17 protein-coding genes are annotated in these 21,382 nt (G+C 65.8%); 5 read left to right on the plus strand and 12 right to left on the minus strand.

What is annotated here, in order from left to right; all coding sequences use genetic code 11:
• Window positions 1-204: 204 nt before the first annotated feature.
• The 5 genes from ACE3SS_RS03305 to rfbC all read left to right on the plus strand — a co-directional run bounded on the left by ACE3SS_RS03305 (window position 205) and on the right by rfbC (window position 6,384).
• A complete protein-coding gene (locus tag ACE3SS_RS03305; protein ID WP_374591342.1) occupies window positions 205-2,757 on the plus strand; it encodes an ATPase, T2SS/T4P/T4SS family in 2,553 nt (850 codons plus the stop codon).
• Window positions 2,758-2,947: 190 nt separating this feature from the next.
• On the plus strand, window positions 2,948-4,018 hold the full coding sequence (gene rfbB / locus ACE3SS_RS03310) for a dTDP-glucose 4,6-dehydratase (protein WP_374591345.1): 1,071 nt from the start codon (window positions 2,948-2,950) through the stop codon (window positions 4,016-4,018).
• Window positions 4,019-4,025: 7 nt separating this feature from the next.
• The gene (gene rfbD, locus ACE3SS_RS03315) at window positions 4,026-4,922 is read left to right on the plus strand and encodes a dTDP-4-dehydrorhamnose reductase (protein WP_374591347.1); all 897 of its coding nucleotides are present in this window, start codon (window positions 4,026-4,028) and stop codon (window positions 4,920-4,922) included.
• An 8-nt stretch (window positions 4,923-4,930) separates the two neighbouring features.
• Entirely contained in the window at window positions 4,931-5,821 is an 891-nt protein-coding gene (rfbA, locus tag ACE3SS_RS03320; RefSeq protein ID WP_374591349.1) for a glucose-1-phosphate thymidylyltransferase RfbA, read from the plus strand.
• Complete coding sequence (rfbC, locus tag ACE3SS_RS03325; RefSeq protein ID WP_374591351.1) at window positions 5,818-6,384, plus strand: dTDP-4-dehydrorhamnose 3,5-epimerase; 567 nt, start codon at window positions 5,818-5,820, stop codon at window positions 6,382-6,384. The genes rfbA and rfbC overlap by 4 nt, the downstream gene beginning before the upstream one ends.
• A 54-nt stretch (window positions 6,385-6,438) precedes the next feature.
• On the opposite strand, the gene ACE3SS_RS03330 is transcribed toward rfbC, so the two are convergent.
• The 12 genes from ACE3SS_RS03330 to dxs form a co-directional block, all read right to left on the minus strand.
• Entirely contained in the window at window positions 6,439-7,617 is a 1,179-nt protein-coding gene (locus ACE3SS_RS03330) for a DUF1972 domain-containing protein (RefSeq protein WP_374591353.1), read from the minus strand.
• Window positions 7,618-7,954: 337 nt separating this feature from the next.
• A complete protein-coding gene (locus ACE3SS_RS03335) occupies window positions 7,955-9,049 on the minus strand; it encodes a glycoside hydrolase family 99-like domain-containing protein (protein ID WP_374591355.1) in 1,095 nt (364 codons plus the stop codon).
• A gap of 36 nt (window positions 9,050-9,085) precedes the next feature.
• Window positions 9,086-10,306 carry a lipopolysaccharide biosynthesis protein gene (locus ACE3SS_RS03340; RefSeq protein ID WP_374591357.1) on the minus strand — a complete coding sequence of 407 codons (1,221 nt, stop codon included), beginning with the start codon at window positions 10,304-10,306 and terminating at the stop codon, window positions 9,086-9,088.
• 7 nt (window positions 10,307-10,313) lie between these two features.
• Window positions 10,314-11,468, minus strand: a complete 1,155-nt coding sequence (locus ACE3SS_RS03345) for a glycosyltransferase family 4 protein (RefSeq protein WP_374591359.1) — start codon at window positions 11,466-11,468, stop codon at window positions 10,314-10,316.
• Complete coding sequence (locus tag ACE3SS_RS03350; protein WP_374591361.1) at window positions 11,465-12,706, minus strand: glycosyltransferase; 1,242 nt, start codon at window positions 12,704-12,706, stop codon at window positions 11,465-11,467. The genes ACE3SS_RS03345 and ACE3SS_RS03350 overlap by 4 nt, the downstream gene beginning before the upstream one ends.
• Window positions 12,703-13,779 carry a glycosyltransferase family 2 protein gene (locus ACE3SS_RS03355; RefSeq protein ID WP_374591363.1) on the minus strand — a complete coding sequence of 359 codons (1,077 nt, stop codon included), beginning with the start codon at window positions 13,777-13,779 and terminating at the stop codon, window positions 12,703-12,705. Before ACE3SS_RS03355 ends, ACE3SS_RS03350 begins: the two co-directional genes overlap by 4 nt.
• 23 nt (window positions 13,780-13,802) lie before the next feature.
• The gene (locus ACE3SS_RS03360) at window positions 13,803-15,290 is read right to left on the minus strand and encodes an O-antigen ligase family protein (protein WP_374591365.1); all 1,488 of its coding nucleotides are present in this window, start codon (window positions 15,288-15,290) and stop codon (window positions 13,803-13,805) included.
• Window positions 15,287-15,982: an exosortase-associated protein EpsI, B-type gene (gene epsI, locus ACE3SS_RS03365; protein ID WP_374591367.1), complete on the minus strand. Its 696-nt coding sequence runs from the start codon at window positions 15,980-15,982 to the stop codon at window positions 15,287-15,289. Before epsI ends, ACE3SS_RS03360 begins: the two co-directional genes overlap by 4 nt.
• Window positions 15,979-16,857, minus strand: coding sequence for an exosortase B (xrtB, locus tag ACE3SS_RS03370; protein WP_374591369.1), 879 nt, complete (start codon window positions 16,855-16,857; stop codon window positions 15,979-15,981). The genes epsI and xrtB overlap by 4 nt, the downstream gene beginning before the upstream one ends.
• Before the next feature lie 15 nt (window positions 16,858-16,872).
• Window positions 16,873-18,240, minus strand: a complete 1,368-nt coding sequence (locus ACE3SS_RS03375; RefSeq protein ID WP_374591374.1) for a GumC family protein — start codon at window positions 18,238-18,240, stop codon at window positions 16,873-16,875.
• Between the two features lie 308 nt (window positions 18,241-18,548).
• Entirely contained in the window at window positions 18,549-19,358 is an 810-nt protein-coding gene (gene folE2, locus ACE3SS_RS03380) for a GTP cyclohydrolase FolE2 (protein WP_374591376.1), read from the minus strand.
• 126 nt (window positions 19,359-19,484) lie between these two features.
• On the minus strand, window positions 19,485-21,374 hold the full coding sequence (gene dxs / locus ACE3SS_RS03385; RefSeq protein WP_374591378.1) for a 1-deoxy-D-xylulose-5-phosphate synthase: 1,890 nt from the start codon (window positions 21,372-21,374) through the stop codon (window positions 19,485-19,487).
• Between the last annotated feature and the right edge of the window lie 8 nt (window positions 21,375-21,382).

The raw sequence follows: 21,382 nt of genomic DNA on the forward strand, positions 1-21,382 counted from the left end.
GGTTTCAGCACCGTCCGAGGGCGTCGTTTCACGCGCGTAAAGCGTGAAACTATTCCGCTTCAGGCGGCCAATTCCGGCGCTTCGTTCTGACAACAGGCCCTAGCATCAAATCAGGTGCGTCTTGCCCGTGGAGCCCGTGCCGGCTTCGTTGGACGCGCAATGCTTGATGCCTCGCCGAGTCCGTCTTGGCGAGAGAGGAATGTCATGACCGACTTGTCCGTGCCGCCGCTGAACGATCCTGGATCGAACGAGTTCGAGAGCGCTTCGCACGACGTGCGCGCCGCCGAGTCGCGCGAGCGCAAGACGCAGCACCGGCACTTTCTGTGGCCGATGCCGCCTTACGCCAGCTACCCGGCCGCGCTGGAGCAGCACGAGCCCCTGCCGTGCGAGATCGAGGGGCTGAACGGCCGCTTGATGCGCGGTCGGCTGATCTTCTTCGTGCCCGAAGAGTCGGTGGCGCACGTGCAGGTGCCGCCGGCCCGCACGACGATGCCGCTGCGCTTCGGGCAGTTCCGCGCCCTCACCGTCACCCAGCCCGTCGGGCCCGATACCTCGCATGCCCACGACCCGCACGCCACCATGCTCGAAGAGCGTCCGCGCGTGCCCTACGTGGTGCATCTGGCGGCGGGCGGCACGCTGGTGGGCGAGACGATCGGCTACGTCGAGCAAGAGTTCGGCTTGTTCCTGTTTCCGCCCCAGAGCGACGACGGCGCCGTCCGTCGCCTGTTCGTGCCGCGCGAGGCCTTCGTGGCCTACGAGGTGGGCGATCGCATCGGCGATGTGCTCGTGGCGCACGACGCCGTCACGCCCGAGCAGGTCGAGCAGGCCGCCGTGCTGCAGCGCCGGCTGCGCACGCAGAAGCTGGGCGACATCCTGCTGACCAGAAAGATCGTCTCGCCCGATCAGCTGCTGTCCGCCATCGACCAGCAAAGCAAGATGCCGATGGTGCGTATTGGCGAGGCGTTGATCGCGATGGATCTGATCTCTCAGACGCAGCTCGACGAAGCGCTCGAGCAGCAAAAGAGCGACCGCACCGTGCCGCTGGGCGAGATCCTGGTGCGCCACCACATGGTCACGCGGCAAGACCTGCAGACCGCGCTGGCGCGCAAGATGGGCTACCCGCTGGTCGACGTGCAGAAGTTCCCGGTCGAGGCGGCCGCGCTGCGCAAGGTGCCGTTCGTGGTGGCCGATCGCCTGCGCGCGCTGCCGCTGCTGTTGCGCGAAGGCACGCTGATCGTCGCGGTCGAAGACCCGGGGCGCCGCCTGGCGCTGGCCGAGCTGGAGTTCGTGACCCAATGCAAGGTGGTGCCGGTGCTCGCCCAGCACACCGAGATCGACGGCGCCGTGCAGGACGCCTACTCGAAGATCGGCGCCGAAGGGGCCTATCGCGGTGGCGCGACGATCGACGATGCCATCGAATTCGAGCAAGACGATTCCGGCCGATTGGTCGAGACGCTCGAGCGCGAGGGGCTGGAGTCGGAGCACGACGATGACCGACCCATCGAGCAGAGCGACAACTCGCTGGTGCGGCTGATCAACACGATGATCATCGAGGCGCACAACGATCGCATATCCGACATCCACATCGAGAGCTACCCGGGGCGCGACAAGATCAAGATCCGCTTTCGCAAGGACGGCATCCTGCGGCCCTACCTGGAGCTGCCCTACACCTACCGCAACGCCATCATCTCGCGCATCAAGATCATGTGCGACCTCGACATCTCCGAGCGTCGCAAGCCGCAGGACGGCAAGATCAACTTCGCGCGCTTCTCGCCGCAGCACCGCATCGAGCTGCGCGTGGCCACCATCCCGACCAACAATGGCCTCGAAGACGTGGTGATGCGGATCCTGGCCTCGGCCAAGCCCATCCCGCTCGACAAGCTCGGCCTGAGCGGCACCAACTTCACGCGCTTCAAGGAGGCCATGGAGCGCCCCTACGGCCTCGTGCTCTGCGTGGGCCCCACCGGCTCTGGCAAGACCACCACGCTGCACTCGGCGCTCAGCCACATCAACGTGCCCGAGCGCAAGATCTGGACGGCCGAGGACCCGATCGAAATCACCCAGCCGGGGCTGCGCCAGGTGCAGGTCAACCCGAAGATCGACTGGACCTTCGCCCGGGCGCTGCGGGCTTTCTTGCGCGCCGACCCCGACGTGATCATGGTGGGCGAAATTCGCGACGAAGAAACCGCGCACATGGCCATCGAGGCCTCGCTCACCGGTCACCTGGTGTTGTCCACGCTGCACACCAACAGCGCACCCGAGACGGTGACGCGTCTGCTCGACATGGGCATGGACCCGTTCAACTTCGCCGACTCGTTGCTGGTGGTGCTGGCCCAGCGCCTGGTGCGCCGGTTGTGCCCGAGCTGCCGGGTGGCCGAGCCGTTCAAACCCGAGGTGCTGGACGAGTTGGTTGAGGACTACCTCGGCATCTGCCCGCCCGACGACCCGCGCTTCACCCGCGAGGCCTTGCTGAAAGAGTGGCACGAGCGCTTTGCGCAAAACGGCCAGCTGGTGCATTACCACAGCCCGGGTTGCGGCCGCTGCGAAAACACCGGCTTCAAGGGGCGGGCCGGCTTGCACGAGCTGATGACGATCTCGCGCGACCTGCGGCGGCTGATCCAGACCGGCGCCCGTGCCGAAGAACTGCAGGCCTGCGCGCTGCGCGAAGGCATGCACACCTTGCGGCAAGACGGTATCGAGAAAGTGCTGCAAGGCATCACCAACATCGAAGAAGTGCGCGCCACCAGCAACATGTAAGCCGTGCACAGTCACCCCCCTTGATTGAGGTGGGCGCGCCGCGTGAAATCGGGCAGCGAATCTCGGCAGCAAGGCCAAGGCTGCGGGTAAGCCACAGCGGGCGAGTGCGCAGGCGGATTTCAAACGTCCGTATAGTTCGCCCTATGATTCACGGCCCTTTGGGCTGACTAGATAACGGTGTCGATTTCTCATGTTGCTGATCACAGGCGGAGCGGGTTTCATTGGTGGCAATTTCGTCCACCACTGGTTTGAAAACAATCAGGAGCCCGTGGTCGTGCTCGACAAGCTGACCTACGCGGGCAACGCGCAGACTATTGCGCCCTTCATTGCCGATGGCCGCGCCACCCTGGTCAAGGCCGACATCTGCGATCGCGACACGGTGCGGCACCTGCTCGCGCACCATCGTCCGCGCGCCATCCTGCACTTCGCTGCCGAGAGCCACGTCGATCGTTCCATCCACGGCCCGGCCGAATTCGTGCAGACCAACGTGGTCGGCACCTTCAGCATGCTCGATGAGGCCCGCCTGTACTGGTCGGCTTTAGAGGGCGCCGAGCGCGAGGCCTTCCGCTTCCTGCACGTCTCGACCGACGAGGTCTACGGCTCGCTGGGCGACCACGACCCGGCGTTCAGCGAAACCAAGGCCTTCGAGCCCAACAGCCCGTATTCGGCGAGCAAGGCCGGCAGCGACCATCTGGTGCGCGCCTACTTCCACACCTACGGCCTGCCCACGCTCACCACCAACTGCAGCAACAACTACGGGCCCTATCACTTCCCCGAGAAGCTGATCCCGCTGATGATCCTCAACGCCCTCGACGGCAAGCCGCTGCCGGTCTATGGCGACGGCCTCAACATCCGCGACTGGCTCTACGTGCGCGACCACTGCGAGGCGATCTGCCAAGTGCTGAAAAAGGGCCAGCTCGGCGAAACCTACAACGTCGGCGGCATCAACGAGATCCGCAACATCGACGTGGTGACCACCGTGTGCCGCAAGCTCGATGCGCTGCGTCCGCGCGCCGACGGCAGCCAGTACGAAAGCCTCATCACCTACGTCAAGGACCGGCCCGGCCACGACCGCCGCTACGCGATCGACCCCACCAAGATCCAGCGCGACATCGGCTGGAAGCCGGCCGAGACCTTCGAGTCGGGCATCAGCAAGACGGTGCAATGGTTCTTGAGCAACACCGAGTGGGTCGACCACGTGCGCTCCGGTGCCTACCGCCAATGGATCGACACCAACTACGCCAACCGCACGGCCGGTTGAGATCCGCATGAACATTCTTTTGCTCGGCAAGGGCGGCCAGGTGGGGTGGGAGCTGCAACGTGCGCTCGCGCCGCTGGGGCAGGTCGTGGCCCACGATGCCGATACCGCCGATTTCACCCAGCCCGATCAGGTCGCCGCCCTGGTGCGCTCGGTGCGCCCGGACGTGATCGTCAATGCGGCCGCGCACACGGCGGTGGACAAGGCCGAGAGCGAGCCCGAGCTGGCGCGCGTCATCAACGCCACCACGCCCGGCGCGCTGGCCGGCGCGGCCCGCGAGTTGAACGCGCTGCTCGTGCACTACAGCACCGATTACGTCTTCGACGGCAGCGGCGTCGTGCCGCGCGACGAGTCGGCCGCCACCGGCCCGCTCAGCGTGTACGGCCAGACCAAGCTCGAAGGCGAGCAGCTTATCGCGCAAAGCGGCTGCCAGCACCTGATCTTTCGCACCAGCTGGGTCTACGCGGCGCGCGGCGGCAACTTCGCGCGCACCATGCTGCGGCTCGCCGCCGAGCGCGACATGCTCAGCGTGATCGACGACCAGGTGGGCGCGCCCACCGGCGCCGATCTGCTGGCCGACGTGACGGCGCACACGATCCGCGCCACGCGGGCTCGGCCCGAGCTGGCCGGCCTCTACCACCTGGTGGCCGCCGGCGAAACCAGCTGGCACGACTACGCGCGCTTCGTGATCGAGTGGGCGCGTGCCAACGGCGGCGTGAACGGCCAGGCCATCAAGGTGGCGCCCGATGCCATCCGGCCGATTGCCACCAGCGCCTACCCCACGCCGGCGCGGCGGCCGCTGAATTCGCGGCTGGCGACCGGCAAGCTGCGCGTGGCTTTCGATCTGACCCTGCCGCACTGGCAGGCTGGCGTGCATCGCATGCTGACTGAAATCTCCGGGAAGTGAGCAAGACCATGAGCGTGCAACGCAAAGGCATCATCCTCGCGGGCGGGTCGGGCACCCGCCTGCATCCGGCCACGCTGGCCATCTCGAAGCAGTTGCTGCCGGTCTACGACAAGCCGATGGTCTACTACCCGCTGAGCACGCTGATGCTCGCCGGCATACGCGACATCCTGCTGATCTCGACGCCGCAAGACGTGCCGCGCTTCCAGGCCCTGCTGGGCGACGGCAGCCGCTGGGGCATCAACCTGAGCTACTGCGTGCAGCCCTCGCCCGATGGGCTGGCGCAAGCCTTCATCCTCGGCCGCGAGTTCATCGGCAACGCCCACAGCGCGCTGGTGCTGGGCGACAACATCTTCTACGGGCATGACTTCCAGGGCCTGCTGCGGCGCGCCACCAGCCGCGACAGCGGCGCGTCGGTGTTCGCCTACCACGTCAACGACCCCGAGCGCTATGGCGTGGTCGAGTTCGATGCCAACCGCAAGGCCATCAGCATCGAAGAAAAACCCAAGGTGCCGCGCAGCAACTACGCCGTCACGGGGCTGTATTTCTACGACGCGCAGGTGTGCGACATCGCGGCCGGCATCAAGCCCTCGGCGCGCGGCGAGCTCGAGATCACCGACGTCAACGCGCATTACCTGCACAAGGGCGAGCTGTCGGTCGAGATCATGGGTCGCGGTTACGCCTGGCTCGACACCGGCACGCACGACTCGCTGCTCGAGGCCGGGCAGTTCATCGCCACGCTTGAAAAGCGTCAAGGCTTGAAGGTGGCATGCCTGGAAGAAATCGGCTACCGATCGGGGTGGGTCTCTGCCGAGCAGATCGAGGCGCAAGCCCAGCCCATGCTCAAGAACGGCTATGGCCAATACCTGATGAAGATGCTGCAAGAAAAGGTGCTGCCATGAAGCTCATTCGCACCGACATTCCCGATGTGGTGATCATCGAGCCGGCCGTGTTCAAGGACGAGCGTGGCTCGTTCACCGAAAGCTACAACGACGCGCGCTTTCGGGCCGCGCTTGCCGAAGCGGGGCTGCCAACGCCGCGCCCCTTCGTGCAAGACAACCAGTCCGTCTCCAGCAAGGGGGTGCTGCGTGGCATGCACTTCCAGGCTGCGCCGCATGCGCAAGGCAAGCTGGTGCGGGTGGTCAAAGGTGCGGTATTTGACGTGGCCGTGGATGCCCGCCCCGAGTCGCCGACCTTCGGGCTGTGGGTGGGCGCCGAATTGTCCGCCGAGAACCACCGCCAGCTGTGGATCCCCGAGGGCTTCGCGCATGGCTTTCTGGCCCTCAAAGACGACACCCACTTCTTGTACAAGACCACCGACTACTACAACAAGGACGCCGAGCGTGCCGTGGTCTGGAACGACCCGGCGGTGGGCATCCGCTGGCCGCTCGACGGGGCACCGGTGCTGGGTGCCAAGGACGCTGCAGTGACCACCACGCTGCGGCAGGCCGTCGCGGCGGATTGATCCGCAAAGAAACAAGGGGGCTTGCGGGCCCCCTTGGTTTTGGTGCGTGGGTTGTCAGCGGATCGTGCCGCGTGTGCTGGTCACTTGCGGATGCAGTTGCGGGGCCTTGCGCGTGTGCGCTTCGAGCAGGCGCTCGTATTGGCCGAGGATCATGTCCCACTGGAAGCTGTCGGTGTGGCGGGCGCGGCTGGCCTTGCGCATCTGATCGAGTTGCTCGGGGTGCTGGATGAGCTGATCGAAGCGCAGCGAGCATTCGACTGCGTCTTTGAAATAGACCGCGCCCTCGCCGGCGACCCAGCGGTTGAAGCGGTTGTCTTGCGCGATCACCGCGTTGCCTGCGCCCAGCGCCTCGACCAGCGAAGGGTTGGTGCCGCCGACCTGATGGCCGTGCACGTAAGCGAGGTTGTGAAAGCGCAGCGAGGCGAGGGTGTTCTGGTCGTAGATCGGGCCCAGGAAGCGCACTTCGCTGCCGGCGGCCTCCATGACGGCACGGTGATAGGGCTGGTTGCCGTCGTACTTGCCGAGCACCGCCAGCGTCATGCCTCGTGGCTTGCTTGAAAAGCCCTTGACGATCTCGAGGATCGAGTTCTCGGGCTCGGGTCGAGCGATCACCGTGAAGTAACGATTGGGTTCCAGGCCGAGCGCGCGAATCGGCTCGTCGGGGGCCGACTCCACCACGGGCGAACCGTAGGGAATCATGACGATCTTGTCGGGCGACACGCGCGTCGACAGGTGCTTTTTCATCTCGGGGTGGTCGGCGATCAGGTGGTCGCCCAGCCAGCAGCCGAACCAGTCGTTGAGCCAGAACCAGGTCTTGGCGACGCGACCCCACTTGGCGCGCTTCCACTCGATACCGTCCATGTTGATGAGGTTGGTTACGCCCTTCATGCGCAACCAGCCGCAGAACACGGCGGTGTTGTAGCCCAGGGTGAGGCACAGCTCGCCCGACTCGCCGGCATGCATGGTGGACTTCCAGTCGAACAGGATGGTGCCCAGCGGGCCCTGTTGCTTGATGGGGATGTGCACGCGGCGCACGTCGCCCCATTTGTCTTCGGTGATCGGGCCGTCGCCATCTTCTTGGCAGTAGACCGTCACGTCCCAGCCGCGTGCCGTGAGGTAGAGCGACAGCTGCTCGGCAAAGGTTTCAAACCCGCCGTGGGCGGCGGGGACACCTCGAATGCCAAGAATACGCAGGCGCTTGGCGGGGGTGTTTGCTCGGTGAAGAAAGGGCATGAAGTACTTCCGGTGACTCATTCAATTGCCGCAGGCATCTGCATCGCAGCAGCGGGCAATGAGACATCGCATGTCTGGCGCAGGGTTCGTTGTGCGTATCGCGACATGGTTCTCGAACTGTATAGCTGGCTGCGGCGGCACAGGCTTGCGATTCCCTGGGGTTGTTCCCGGGGGGACACCCATCTAGGTGGTTTCGTTGTCACTATCGGCTGCCCTTGTCTACAACGAAGGGAGCCAAAACCCTTGTGCGGCGCACGATTGCCGAGGTGGCGTGACATGTGCACGCCGCAAGGGCCGGCGACGTGTCTGGCGTTTGCGCCGCCGTGGCGACGTCGCCTCAGCGCGAAGGCGTGCCGAAGACGGCCCGGGCGGCTTCGAGGTAGCTCAAGCCGGTGCCCTTGGTGGGCTCGATGTAGGAGCCTTCGCCGAACTCGTTCCAGCAGCAGATCACGCTCAGCGGGGCCTTGGCGGGGTTGGCCAGCATCAAGGCCTTGGCGGCGGCCAGATGCTGCTGGAACTGCGCCGGGGTGCTCACGCTCTGGTCGTGCGCGGGGTCGGCGCTGCCACCCCAGGGGCGGTTGTCCCAGCCGGACGTGGTCGGGATCACGTACGGCAGGTCGGACTTGGCCATGAACCAGCGCCAGTGGGCGCGGTAGGCCGCGTCGAGCTCGGCGTAGGAGTGCGACAGGCGCGGCTGGGCCGGCGCCGCATGGTAGTTGTACGCAAAGTAGGCCGAATAGCCCATCTGGCTGCCCGCGCCGTGCGTGAGCGGGTCGTCGGCGCCGGTGCCGCCCACGAAGTAGAGGCCGGGCAACCCCGCTGACCGGGCCATGGCCTGGGCGCGGTCGAACAGCTGCCGGGCGCTGCCGCCGAAGGCGCGGGCCTTCTTGTCGATGTCTTCGCCGCCCATGATGAAGACCACCGGCTTGCCGTCGATCCGCACGTATTCGGGCCGGGTCAGGTAGTGGTCGAGCCAGTAGGCGATCAGGGCGTAGAAGTCTTGCCCTTGGCGCGGCCGTCCATCGTGGTTGGCGTACATCATCGCGAATTGCACGCCGCGCTTGTCCGGGGCGCGCAGGTAGGCGTTGACGGCCTGCGCCATCAGCGGGCGCTGGTGCTCTTCGCCGAGCCAGTAGGCGTCGAACACCACGAAGCCGATACCGTATTGCTGCATCCAGGCCAGGTGCTGGGCCATCGGGGCGTCGTCGCCCTCGTGGTACCAGCCCAGCGTGGGTTTGCGCTCGGGGTAGGCCTTGATGGGCTCCCAGGGCAGGTCGTGGCCGAGACCGAGTTCGTGGTCGCGCCAACCCGGGAAGTAGAAGACGCCGGTTTGCGGCGCGGCGAAGCTCGGCGTGGCGGCCAGCGTGATGATCGACGCGGCGGCGAGCAGGGCCTGCCGGGCGGCGCGAACGAGCGAATTGATGCGGGGCATGGTGAGCACCTCGGGGGTGGTGGTCGGGTTGGGAGATCAGGCGTGGCGACGCCGGTGTTGCCAATGCAGCCAGCCATAAGCCAGCACGAGGGCGGCCACGCTGGCGATGTTGGTGAGCTGCCAGCCGGCCAGACCATGCTGTCGCAGCATCATCGCGCCGGCCGACAGCAGCACCACCAACTGAGCAGCCACCAGCCAGACCTTCTTGCTTTGCAGACCGCGCGCCACCAGCGTCAGGCCGGCGCCCGTCTCGACGAACTGCATGAACAGCATGCAGCCGAACAGCGGCAGCAGCGGGGCCAGGCCGGTGTACTTCTGGCCGAACAACAGGTTGGCCAGCGCGGTCGGGTTGACCATCAGCACGGCGGCTCCGCAGGCCCCGATGCCGGCGAACACACCCAGCGTGCGGGCGGCGTAGCGGGCAAAGTTGCTGCCCGTGCCGGCCGCGGCGCGGCGCGACAGCTCGGGCAAGAGGATCTGTGCGAGCACCGGCGCCACGCGGCTGGCACCCTGGTTGAGCTTCATGCCGGCCTGATACAGCCCCAGCACCGCCGGGCCCATGAAGGTGTTGATGATCAGGCTGTCGAGCTGGCTGTAGGTGGTGAACAGGCCGAGCTCCAGCGCGTAGGCCCACGAGCGGCGCAGCGTGCCGGGGGTGGTGCGCAGCGGGGCCGGGCGGACGGCGCCGAAGTAGCGGTGACAGCGCAGCCGCGTGAGCAGCATGCCGCTGCAGCGCGAGGCAGCGAAGGCCCAGGCAGCGGCCACGGCGTCGTGCAGCCACAGCGTCACGGTCAGCATGACCACGATGTGCCAGGCGGACACCAGCGAGGCGGTGATCGTCTCTTCGCGAAATTGCGACTTGGCGCGAAAGCCCAGCGTGTAGAGCTCGTTGAACGACTCGCAGGTCTGCGCCACCAGCAGCGCGCCGAACAGCGCCGCGGCATGCGGGCTGAGCCAGGGCAGCGTGCACAGCCCCACGCCCAGTGCGACGCCGCCCAGCGTGAGGCGGGCGGTGAGCACCTCGTCCATCGTGCGCTGCGCGTGCTCGGGCTCGCTGCCGAAGCGGTGCAGCACCATCGTGCCGAAGCCGTAGTTCACCGGGATGGTGAGCAGCGTGGCAATGGCCAGCCAATACGAAAACGCGCCAAAGTCGGTCGGCCCGAGCACGCGTGCCAGCACCACGAACACCAGCATGCCCGAGCCCAGGCGCAGGGCGTGTCCGGTGAGGGCCAGCAAGAAACCTTGGGCGAGATTCATCGGGCGGTCAGAGCTTGCCGCGTTGTCGCAGGTGCTCGCGGAAGGTGCTCACCAGCACGCGAGCCGAATCCGCCCAGTCGAAGGCCTTCACGCGCTCCAGCCCCTTGGCGGCCAGGCTGTGCGCGAGGGTGTCGTCGCTCAGCACCCGCCGCATCTGGTCGGCCAGTTGCCCGGCGTCGTGCGGGGCGGTCAGCAAGGCGGCGTCGCCTGTCACCTCGGGCAGCGAGGTGGTGTTGGACGTGATCACCGGCACGCCGCTGGCCAGCGCTTCGGCCACCGGCATGCCGAAGCCCTCGGCGAACGCCGGGTAGACGAACAGGCGGGCGTGCCGCATCAGCATCGGCAAGGTGTCGTCGCCGACCTTCTCGAGCAGCTTGATGCGGCTCTGCAGCCCGAGTTCGTCGATGGTGGTGAAGATGCGGTCGAAGGTGAAGTCGCGCTGCCCCACGATCACCAGCGGCGGCGCGTCGGCCGGCAACTGGGCGTAGGCGCGGATCAGGGTCTCGTGGTTCTTGCGCGGCTCCAGCCGACCCACGGTGAGCAGGTAGCCGCGCGAGCTCAGGCCCAGAGCCGACAAGCGTGGCGCGTCGCGCGAGTCGTCGTTCGAGGCAGGGCGAAAGCGCTGCGTGTCAACGCCGTTGTAGGTGACGCGGATGCGATTCGCGTCGACCCCGTAGTGGCGGGCGATGTCCTGCTTCGAGAACTCGCTCACCGAGAACAGCACGTCGGCGTGCCGCGCAGCGTGGCGGAAGGTGAGCTGCGATTGCCACACGAAGGTCTTCGGGAAGAACTGCGGGTAGGTCTCGAACAGCACGTCGTGGATGGTGACGGCGCAGTCGCCCAGGGGAAGCAGTGGCAGGCGGTACTGCATGTGCAGCAGGTCGATGCCGTGGCGCAAGCGCAGCCAGGGCAGTTGCACCGCGAGGCGCCAGACGGCCCGGCCGTGCGGCATCGAGACCAGCTGCACATTGGGCGCGGCGAACTCGGGGTGCGCGGCGCGCAGCGAGGCGGTGTCGCCGAGAAAGAACACGAAGTCGAGATCGGGCGCCTGCACGATGGCTTGGCGATACAAGCCGAGCACGTGGCTGCGCGAGCCCTGGAAGATGCCGTCCCAGGTGTGGAAGTCCACGCCAATGCGAGGGCGCCGTGGCTTGTTGCTCATGGGTGAGCACCTCGATCAGCAGAAGCTCGCAGCCACTCGATGGTGGAGAACACGGTGTCGATCATGGCGGGGGCGGAGAACAAATGGCTGACGGCCTGACGCTGCGCAAGCTGCGTGGGCGGCACGGGTTGGTCGAGCGCCTGCTCGATGGCGCGGGCGAAGTCGGCGGGCTCGTCGGCCAGGGTGAAGCAGGCCTGTACCTCGGGCTGCAGGCCTTGTACGCCGATGCGGCTGCTCACCAGCGCGGCGCGGGTGAAGAGCATCTCGACCGACTTGAGGTTGACCCCGCTGCCGGCGCGCACCGGGTTGACCAGCACGCGGCCTTGGCGCACCACCGCGGCCATGTCCGGCGGGTTGGCGAGCAGCTCGATGCGGCGGTCGCTGGCAGCCAGACGCCGCACCTCGTCGCTGGGGTCGGAGCCGGCCAGCAGCACGCGCAGACCGGGGCGCTTGATGAGCGGCAGCGCGGCTTCGATCAACCAGCGCACGGCGTCCACGTTGTTGGGCGTGCGCAGGTTGCCGAAGTAGACGACGTCGAAGCGCGGCTCGGTGGGCACGCTCAGCGCCTGGGCGTAGCCGGCATCGACGATGGTGGGCAGCCACTCGACCTGCGGCAAGCCTTGCGCTCGCCACCAAGCGCGGTCGTCGAGCGAGATGTCGAACACCACTTGCGCGGCGCGCATCACGCGGTGCTCGAAGCGCCGCAGCCCGATCACATTGGCCAGCAGCCCCAGGCGCTGCTTGAGGCTGGGCGCATGCGCGAGCTGGCGCTGCATGTAGAGGTGCTCGATGTTGTGCGAGCGGTAGATCAGCGGCACGCCCAGTTGGCGGCTCAGCCACATCGCGCAGGCGCCGCCGTACAGGCCGTCGAGCCAGATCACGTCGGGTGCGAAGCGGCGGGCGTCGGCCAGGCACTGGGCGCGGTCGAGCGTGACCCAGCGCGACGCGGCGTGCGAGGGCAGCCAGGCCAGGCGCAGCAGACGCTGCACGATCTCGCTGGGGCTGCGCGTGATCGGCGTGAGCGTGGCCGGGTTGCAGGTGGCGCGCAGCTGCTGCAACAGCGCGGCGTCGGGGTGCGTGCCGCGGCCCTGGTCCACCCAGCCGTGAAAGGCCAACTGGGCACCGCCTTGTCGCAGCGCTTGCAGGCGGCGCCACACGTCGACCCGCCCGCCCGAGTTGGCCGGCAGCGGGGTGTCGTTGGCAACGACCAGGATGCGCGGCGCGCGGGCCGTGCTCATGGTGCGACGGGGCCGCCCGGAGAGGGCAGGGGAGAAGTCAGGCCATCCCACAAGCCGCGCGTGGCTGCACGGGCCTGCGGAAACTGGCGCTTGAGCACCATCTTCACGCTTTGCCACAGCGAGCGCGCCACCACCCACGGTAGGTTGCGACGAGGCAGGCGCAGGCGGGCGAACAGCAGGCGACTGCGGTGCAGGTGGAAGACCGAGAACGGCGAACCGCCCGATGGCGCCGTGCCGATCGATGCGCCTTCTTTGTGGAAGACCCAGGCATCGGCCGCGTAGCCCACGGCATGCCGACCGCGTCCGCGCAGGGCCCAGTCGAGCTCTTCGTAGTACAGAAAATACTGCTCGCCCATCAGGCCCACGTCGTCGAGCCAGGCGCGCGTGGCGAGCATCGAAGCGCCCAGCGGGTAGTCCATCTCGCGCTCGATGCCTTGCACAAAGGCGGGGTCGTGGGCGCGCACGGCGCTCAGCGGCGTGAAGGCGCCCAGATGGCGCGACTCGGCCGTGCGCGGGTTCATCGCGCCGCCGCCCAGCGCCTGCACGGTGTCGGGGTGCGCGTGGTAGACCACGGTGCAGCCCCACAGCCCGACCTCGGGGCGGCGCGCGGCCGCAGCGGCGAGGCAGGTGATGGTGTCGGGGCGCACCTCGGTGTCGTTGTTGAGCAGCCAGAACCATTGCAGGCCAGTTTGCTTCAAAGCCAGGCGCAGGCCCACGTTGTTGCCGCGGGCAAAGCCGATGTTGGCCTGGTTGTCGATCAGCACGATGCCGGCGCTCGACGTGGCGCCGCTGTCTACGGCGGGCTTGCTCAGCTCGGCCAGGGTCAACGGTGTGCCGGGGTGCCAGCGTTGCCAGGCGCCAGCATGCTGCTGCACTCGCTCGGCCAGACCGAGTCGCAACTTTTCAAGCGAACCATCGGGTGAGGCGTTGTCGCACACGATCAGCTGAGCGAAGCCGGTGAGCGACGCAAACAGGCTGTCCACGCAGGCCAGGGTGTCGCGCCAGCCGTTGTAGTTGAGCAAGACGATGCACAACGGGGACGACGATTGCTGAATGGCCGCTGGCGAGGTCATGCGGGTGGTGTGGCGGTGGCTGCTCAGGCCAGGGCCAGCTGACTCGGAATGGTGTCCTGGAACGCCCGCGATTCGGGGTCATCGACCATGTCTCCGGCCAGCCCATCGCGTGCCTGCTTGCGGAAGAAGAAGGCCATCGCGCAGATGAAGACAAAGGTCAGCAGACCGTAGTGGCTCATGATTTCGGGCTGGGTGAAGTTGATGCCCAGGAAGGCCAGCGAGAACGCGACGCAACTGATGCCGATCGCCCGCTCGGTGTCGTTGCGTTTCGGCGCGGTGGCGATGGATCGCACCACCCGCCAGCCCAGCCACAAATAGGCCAGAAAGCCGAAGATCGACAGCTTGAGCGTCAGGTACAGCCAGCCGTTGTGGGTGTAAATGGTGTGGTCGGGGAAGTTGGCCAGCATCATGTTGAAGCGACGATATTGCCCGCCCATGCCCACGCCCAGCAACGCGGTCGATTCAAGCGCCTTGCGGCCTTCTTGCATTTCAAGCTCGCGCCAACCGAATGACGAGCCCACGCCGCCTTCGTCGGCCACGCTGGTGATGCGCGTGCCGATGGTTTCGAGCATGTCGGGCTTGACCACGGCCAATGCGGCCAGGCCCAGAACAGCCGGCACGGCAACCCACGCCAGAAATCGGCCAAAGCCCCGGTAGCCATATTGAGCCGCCGCGATCAGCAGGCTCACGGCGGTCCAGAACCACAGGGCTCGACCAAAGTTGAAGATGATGCCCAATGCCAGCGCGGCCCATACCGCAATCAACGGCACCCGGAGGTTGATGACCTTGAAGCCGAGCCGCCAGGGGCGCACGTATCGAACGCGCCCCAGCATCATCGACGTGACGTAGGTGATGGCGAACATCGCGAACATGAAGCCGGGGATCTGCACCCGCACCGTGGACATCGAGTGCGTGCTCATGGTGTCGAGGTCGGCGACCAGGCCGGTATCGACCAGGCGCTTGCCCGCGAGGCCCTGGATCACCGCGAGCACGCACACCACCAGGCCAATCTGCATCATGCGGTCGGCCAACCAGCGCACGCTGTTGTCTTTTGGCGTCCAGGCCGCCAGAGGAATGAGGATCAGCCAGTAGAAGAAAGGCCTGCCATCGCGGTAGATGTTCTCGATCTTGTTCTTTTCAAAAGTGAGCCCCGCCAGGGTGGAGGCCGTGACGATCAATGCGATCACCAGCAGGGGCAGCAGAATCGATTTGTCGCGCAAGACGGGCGACTTTTTGTGCAGCAAGAAGGAAACGCCCGCACTGAAGATGATGAAGATGGCCGTGGCGTCGATCTTGGTGTAGGACGGAATGAAGAACGAGGCCAGCAGGAACAGGATCAAGGCCCGCCGCGGAAACATGAAGAAAAACACCAGAGCGGCCATCGCGGCCAGGGCCAGCGCGGTCAGCTCTGGCTGGAGCGAAATGGCGGCGCCCAGCAACAGGCACAGGATCGACGAAGATCCGACGACCAGGCGCTTCGCTTTTGCGCGGAGTTGATCGGCAGTCATCATTTGGCGTCGAAGGCCAGGTCGCCCATCACCCGGGACCGCACTTCGGGCCGAATGGATTGCATGAGCGACTCGAGAAACTCCCGCTGGACTTCGTATTCGGCAGCCGGGGAGGCCCCGATGGTCGATACCCGGATGATCAGCCCATCGGCGAGAAATCCTTTGAAGCCATAGCCCACCTGGGCCATCTTGTGCTGGGTGCCATTCAGAATGATTTTTTGCCCAACCGTTGCCCAATAGGTGATCGGTTCGATCTCTGCGCCGCGAGCGGCCACGAGGTGCTTGGCTGGAACGGAGACGCCACCCAGCTGAATGGGCGCGACCTGCTTGCTGGTGATGACATAGCCTTGCGCGGGGTAGCACACCTCGGGGTAGTGCAGGGCATGCCCTTCTGCTTGGTTCTTGCCGTAGGCGACCGACAGAAAAACCTGTTTGCCCGCGGCATTGATATAGACGCGTGACAGCGTGTCGGTGTAAATCGACTTGATAACGCTTTCGGTGTCCGGGTTGGGAATGGACAGGTTGACTTTCGGGTCCGTCTTCCAGTTTCCGACGTTGTCCGGGAAGTCCTTTTCGAGGACGAGCGCCGGCAAGGTGTCGGCCAGCAGTTGATGGGGCGTCAGTTTGTAGGCTACGGCGCTTGCGGCAGTCATGAGCGCGCACAACGCCCAGCCAATGGTTTTGGAGGTTGTCATGCAGATACCTTCTTGCTCGGCAGGGCCTTGGCCAGAACAGCGTCAACCACAAACATCAGCGTCAGCGACACGACGAAAAGCAGCACGCCCGTGGCGCCATGCACGAAGCCTTGCCCCACTTCGTCTCCGAAGTAGTAGGTGACGAGGCAGATCGCCACAACTCGCACCAGGTTGGCGGCCACCGCGATGAAGGGAATGGCCACCAGCAACAGCGCGTTGTGGATCAGTCTCTGGCGCTTCACGAGGTACATGAAGAACAGGCCCACCGCGATCAGGCTGACCATCGAATTCAGCCCGGAGCACGCATCAGCAACCAGCAACTGGTATTGCCCCACGCTCAGCGACACGCCCACGCGCGCCACCGGATAGCCCAACGCGTACATGATCGACTCAGCTTGGGTCGATATGAACAGCTTGAGCGGCCCGGTCATGGCGTCGATGATGAACCCGGGCACGGGCGCCATGAACATCAGGAAGAAAAGCGGAAAGCGCAGCGTATTGACCGTGGACCAGCCCGACGTCGCGGCCAGCGCGCCGGCGATGGTCGGAATCATTGACGCGACTTCGAGAATGGCGATGTTTTGAGAATGACCGACGATGTAGGCCAGCAGGCCCAGCATGACGCTCAATGCGCCGCTGACCACCGAACGTCGCGGTGCTGCCGGACGGCGCAACTGTTGCGCGGCCTCGTAGAACATCCACAACGCCGCCGCCAGGATGAGCGGGCCATGGCCTTGTTCGTCGGTTTGCCAGAGGGTGTCCGCAAAATGGACGACGGTCGGGACATACAGCGCGCAAAAACCGATCCCGAGCGGAAGGAGGTCTGCCGAGATGAACGGGCGGTGCGCTGAATCAGGATCGGTTTGGTAATTCATGGCTGACAGACGTGATTAGCCTGAGACGTGCGTTTGCAAAACGCCCAGCGTTGGAATCTGAACCCTGTCTTGCAGGACCTGGTGCGAGTGGATTCGGCCATCGAGCCGCTCGATCAGCGTCGCGGCGCCGATTCCAACAGCCAAGCCGACAAGCGTGGCGAAGGCGATGATGAACGGCCAATTCGGCATCGACGATTCAGTGGGTGGCATGGCCGGACTGAGCAACGTGAGGTTGGAAAACGAAATCAAGCTGCTGGTTTCATCTGCGCGCTCAGCCAGGTAGGCTTCCGAATAGTTCTGCGTCAGGCTGGAAATGTGCTGCGCCAAGCCGACCAGCTTGTTGCGCGCGTTGTTTTCTTTCGCGGCCTGGGCCGAGTCGATTTGCAGCTGCTGCGCCAGCAAGCGAGTGGAGTCCGCATAGATGTCGGCGGCTTGCTGTTCTTGTTTCTGAACCCGAAGCGCCTCGGCGTCGAGGCGTTGCTGCAACTCTGCCAATCGAGCTTCGCCTTCCTTGACGCTCGGGTGTTGCGAGCCGTACAGGGTCTTGTATTGCTGCAACTGCGCCCGCTCATGAGCGACGTCGGTTGTCATGGAGTGAATGGCGGCGCTGAGTGATGTGATTTCAGGCAGGCTGTTGGCGCTGTTGCCAAAGGCGTGGGCTCGGCTTTGCGCGTTGATCTGCTCCGCTCGTGTTTCGGAAAGCCGCAGATTGGTTTGAAGCATCTTGCGGTTCTGCTTGCTTTGAAGTTCGTCCAGGCTTTCGACGCCGCCCGCGGCACGAGCGGTCATGAAGGTCTTCCAGGACGCCTCGAGATCGGCCTTGATTTTCTGGGTGTGGATCTTCAGCGCCGATATGCGCGCCTGGGTATCGCGACGCTTGATGGCATTGCTGACATCGATGAATGACTGGGCGTAGGCGTTGGCCAAGACGGTTACGCGCTCCGGGCTCTGGCCGTAGGCGGCGAATTCGATGATGGTGGTGTTCTTGGGAACGGTGATCGCAACGTGTTCTTTCAGCGTCTTCGCGTACCACGACACCACGTCGCCCTTGCCGTCGGTGTCGTGCTCCCAAAGCTCGATGATTTCCGGGGTGTTGATGACCGGATCCATTTCAGCCATGTGGCGGGCAACGCCGTCATCGTGGGCGAGAAAGAACTTGTTCAAGAAGAACAGCAACTGCTGAGGCTCGGTCGTGAGTCCCGGCGTCGTGCGCTTGGTCAACGGATCGATGGCATACATGTCCACCAACACTTGTGCATGGCTTGCGTAAACCTTGCCATTGAACAGTGCCTGCGCGGTAGCGCCCGCCACAGTCAGCAGCACCATGCTCAGGATCAGGAACCAACGTGTCCGGATGCCGGTTAAAAACTGTTCAAAAGTCATCAAATTCTGTTTTCGGCAACGTCGTTGGCGGGGTGCCGTGGCCGTCCTCGGGGCCATTGATCAGGCCTCCGTGCGAGGGGTGTCCGGCGCGGTGCGGATGGTGAATCGCCATGCGCCCCGGCCGGTTGGCGCGCGGTTCAAATAATAGATGAGTGCCCCCTAACAAGAGGGGAGCGCGACGGCAGTAGTTCCCCTCGGCTGACGTGAAAACCTCCCCGCAAGCAGGGGAGTCGAGGGCGCTGGCGTCGTTGTGAGGCCGCCCCGCCGAGCAGGCGGGGCGTGCCTGAGGTGGCGGGGTTTCGAGGGGATTACCCGCGCTCGATCACGGCAAAAGCCGAGTGGTTGTGGATCGACTCGAAGTTCTCGACCGTGGCCTGGTAGCGGCCGATGCGCGGCTCGGCGTTCAGGCGCAGGGCGACGTCGCGCACCAGGTCTTCGACGAACTTCGGGTTTTCGTAGGCCCGCTCGGTCACCCACTTTTCGTCGGGGCGCTTGAGCAGGCCCCAGATCTCGCTGGAAGCAGATTCTTCGGCAAAGCGCACCAGTTCGTGCCAGCCGATGTCTGCCAGCAACTCGGCGCGGATGGTGACGTGCGAGCGCTGGTTGTGCGCGCCGTAGTCAGAGATTTCTTTCGAGCACGGGCACAGCGACTTCACCGGCGCCACGATCTCGGCCCATACGCTGGTCTGGCCGGCGCGGGCTTCGACGATCCAGGCACCTTGGTAATCGAGCAGGCTGCTCACGCCCGATACCGGCGCCTGTTTGCGAATGAAAAACGGAAAGCGCGCCTCGATGCGGCCCTCGGTGGCGTGCAGCAGTTCGAGCATGGCGGCCATTTCGGCGCGCAGCGTGGCGGCTTCGAGCGGGCGGTCGAGCTTGTCGAGCCAGGCCACGAAGCGCGACATGTGCGTGCCCTTGCGTTCGGCCGGCAGGGCCACGTCGAGCGACCAGGTGGCGACCGAGTGGCTGACTTCGCCAGCACCGGCGCCCACGCGCACCTGGATGGGGTAGCGCAGGTCGCGCACGCCCACGCGCTGGATCGCCATGTGCCGTTCGTCACGCTCGCTTTGCGTGTCGGGGATGTGGTTGAGCAAAGGAGGCAAGGTGTGGTCGTTCATCCAGCGAATCTCATTGGGCGGCTGCCGAGAGCCGGGCAGCGTCTTCAAGCGGGTTCAAGCATCGCACGTCTGTCGCATCCTTGCGGGCGGCGGGGCCAAGTCGGTACGACGTCACGGGCGAGGCGCTCAAGCGGCGGCGCTGTGCGCCAGCAGGTCGGCAAACCGCGCGCGGATCGATTGCTCGATGCCGCTGGCGTCCAGCCCCCAGTGGCTCAGCACCTTGGCCGGGTCGCCGTGCTCGACGAATTCATCGGGCAGGCCGAGCATCAGCAGCGGAGTGGTCAGACCGGCGGCCGCCAGGGCCTCGGCCACCGCGCTGCCGGCGCCGCCGGGCAGGCAGCCTTCTTCCAGGGTGACGAGCGCGTCGTGCGTGCGGGCCATTTCGCTGACCATTTCGGCGTCCAGCGGCTTGACGAAGCGCATGTTGACCACGGTCGCGTCGAGTTGCTCGGCCACCCGCAGGGCAGGGTAGAGCAGCGGGCCGAAGGCGAGGATCGCGATGCGCTTGCTGGTGCCGGTGCGGCGCAGCTCGGCGCGGCCCCAGGGCAGGGCGGTCATCTCGCGCTGCACTTCGGTGCCGACGCCGGCGCCACGCGGGTAGCGCACGCAGGTCGGGCCATCGTGCTGGTAGGCCGTGTAGAGCGCCTGGCGGCACTCGTTTTCGTCGGCCGGGGCCAGCATGGCCATGTTCGGCACGCAGCGCACGAAGGCGATGTCGAACGCACCCGTGTGCGTGGCGCCGTCGGCGCCGACGACGCCCGCGCGATCGAGCGCAAACACCACGGGCAGGTTCTGGATGGCCACGTCGTGGATGAGCTGGTCGTAGGCCCGCTGCAAGAAGGTCGAGTAGATCGCGACCACGGGCTTGAGCCCTTCGCAGGCCAGCCCGGCGGCGAACGTGACCGCATGCTGCTCGGCGATGCCGACGTCGTGATAGCGGCCCGGAAAGCGCTGCTCGAACTCGACCATGCCCGAACCCTCGCGCATGGCGGGGGTGATGCCGATCAGGCGCACGTCCTGCTCGGCCATGTCGCACAGCCAGTCGCCAAACACCTGGGTGAAGCTGGGCTTGCCGGGGGCGGCCTTCTTGATGCCCTCGGCCGGGTTGAACTTGCCCGGGCCGTGGTAAGTGATCGGGTCCGCTTCGGCCAGCTTGTAGCCGTAGCCCTTCTTGGTGACCACGTGCAGGAACTGCGGGCCCGAGCGGTCGCGCAGGTTTTCGAGCGTGGGGATCAGGCTGTCGAGGTCGTGGCCGTCGATCGGGCCGACGTAGTTGAAGCCGAATTCTTCGAAGATCGTGGCCGGCACGACCATGCCCTTGGTGTGTTCTTCAAAGCGCTTGGCCAGCTCGTAGAGCGGGGTGTTGCGCAGCACGTTCTTGGCGCTTTCGCGCGCGGTGGCGTAGAACTTGCCGGACATCAACCGCGCGAGGTGGCGGTTCAGCGCGCCCACCGGCGGCGAGATCGACATGTCGTTGTCGTTGAGCACGACCAGCATGTCGGCGTGCATGCCGTTGTGTGGAAAGCCCGCGTTGTTGAGCGCCTCGAACGCCATCCCGGCCGTCATGGCGCCGTCGCCGATGATCGCCACCGCCTTGCGCGACTCGCCCTTGAGCTTGGCGGCCATCGCCATGCCCAGCGCGGCCGAGATCGACGTGGACGAGTGCGCCGTGCCGAAGGTGTCGTACTCGCTTTCGTCGCGACGCGGGAAGCCGCTGATGCCGCCCCACTGGCGCAGGCTGGCCATGCGGTCGCGCCGGCCGGTGAGGATCTTGTGCGGATAGGTCTGGTGGCCCACGTCCCACACCAGGCGGTCGTGCGGCGTGTTGAACACGTAGTGCAGCGCCACGGTCAGCTCGACGGTGCCCAGGTTGGACGACAGGTGGCCGCCCGTGCGCGAGACGCTGTGCAGCACGTAGTCGCGCAGCTCGGTGGCGAGCTGCTGCAGCTCGGAGCGCGACAGCTTGCGCAGGTCGGCCGGCGAGTCGATGGTGGACAGCAGCGGGTGGTTCATCATGTCGTTGG

Source organism: Aquabacterium sp., assembly GCF_041915145.1.
Classification (GTDB): domain Bacteria; phylum Pseudomonadota; class Gammaproteobacteria; order Burkholderiales; family Burkholderiaceae_C; genus Aquabacterium.

What these genes read in the sequence shown, in the direction of transcription:
- ACE3SS_RS03375 (WP_374591374.1), bottom strand. Translation starts at nt 18,240, where the DNA reads ATGACTTTTGAACAGTTTTTAACCGGCATCCGGACACGTTGGTTCCTG.
- ACE3SS_RS03335 (WP_374591355.1), bottom strand. Translation starts at nt 9,049, where the DNA reads ATGCCCCGCATCAATTCGCTCGTTCGCGCCGCCCGGCAGGCCCTGCTC.
- rfbC (WP_374591351.1), top strand. Translation starts at nt 5,818, where the DNA reads ATGAAGCTCATTCGCACCGACATTCCCGATGTGGTGATCATCGAGCCG.
- ACE3SS_RS03360 (WP_374591365.1), bottom strand. Translation starts at nt 15,290, where the DNA reads ATGATGACTGCCGATCAACTCCGCGCAAAAGCGAAGCGCCTGGTCGTC.
- ACE3SS_RS03345 (WP_374591359.1), bottom strand. Translation starts at nt 11,468, where the DNA reads ATGAGCAACAAGCCACGGCGCCCTCGCATTGGCGTGGACTTCCACACC.
- rfbD (WP_374591347.1), top strand. Translation starts at nt 4,026, where the DNA reads ATGAACATTCTTTTGCTCGGCAAGGGCGGCCAGGTGGGGTGGGAGCTG.
- xrtB (WP_374591369.1), bottom strand. Translation starts at nt 16,857, where the DNA reads ATGAATTACCAAACCGATCCTGATTCAGCGCACCGCCCGTTCATCTCG.
- ACE3SS_RS03350 (WP_374591361.1), bottom strand. Translation starts at nt 12,706, where the DNA reads ATGAGCACGGCCCGCGCGCCGCGCATCCTGGTCGTTGCCAACGACACC.
- rfbA (WP_374591349.1), top strand. Translation starts at nt 4,931, where the DNA reads ATGAGCGTGCAACGCAAAGGCATCATCCTCGCGGGCGGGTCGGGCACC.
- epsI (WP_374591367.1), bottom strand. Translation starts at nt 15,982, where the DNA reads ATGACAACCTCCAAAACCATTGGCTGGGCGTTGTGCGCGCTCATGACT.
- ACE3SS_RS03330 (WP_374591353.1), bottom strand. Translation starts at nt 7,617, where the DNA reads ATGCCCTTTCTTCACCGAGCAAACACCCCCGCCAAGCGCCTGCGTATT.
- ACE3SS_RS03305 (WP_374591342.1), top strand. Translation starts at nt 205, where the DNA reads ATGACCGACTTGTCCGTGCCGCCGCTGAACGATCCTGGATCGAACGAG.
- rfbB (WP_374591345.1), top strand. Translation starts at nt 2,948, where the DNA reads ATGTTGCTGATCACAGGCGGAGCGGGTTTCATTGGTGGCAATTTCGTC.
- ACE3SS_RS03355 (WP_374591363.1), bottom strand. Translation starts at nt 13,779, where the DNA reads ATGACCTCGCCAGCGGCCATTCAGCAATCGTCGTCCCCGTTGTGCATC.
- dxs (WP_374591378.1), bottom strand. Translation starts at nt 21,374, where the DNA reads ATGATGAACCACCCGCTGCTGTCCACCATCGACTCGCCGGCCGACCTG.
- folE2 (WP_374591376.1), bottom strand. Translation starts at nt 19,358, where the DNA reads ATGAACGACCACACCTTGCCTCCTTTGCTCAACCACATCCCCGACACG.
- ACE3SS_RS03340 (WP_374591357.1), bottom strand. Translation starts at nt 10,306, where the DNA reads ATGAATCTCGCCCAAGGTTTCTTGCTGGCCCTCACCGGACACGCCCTG.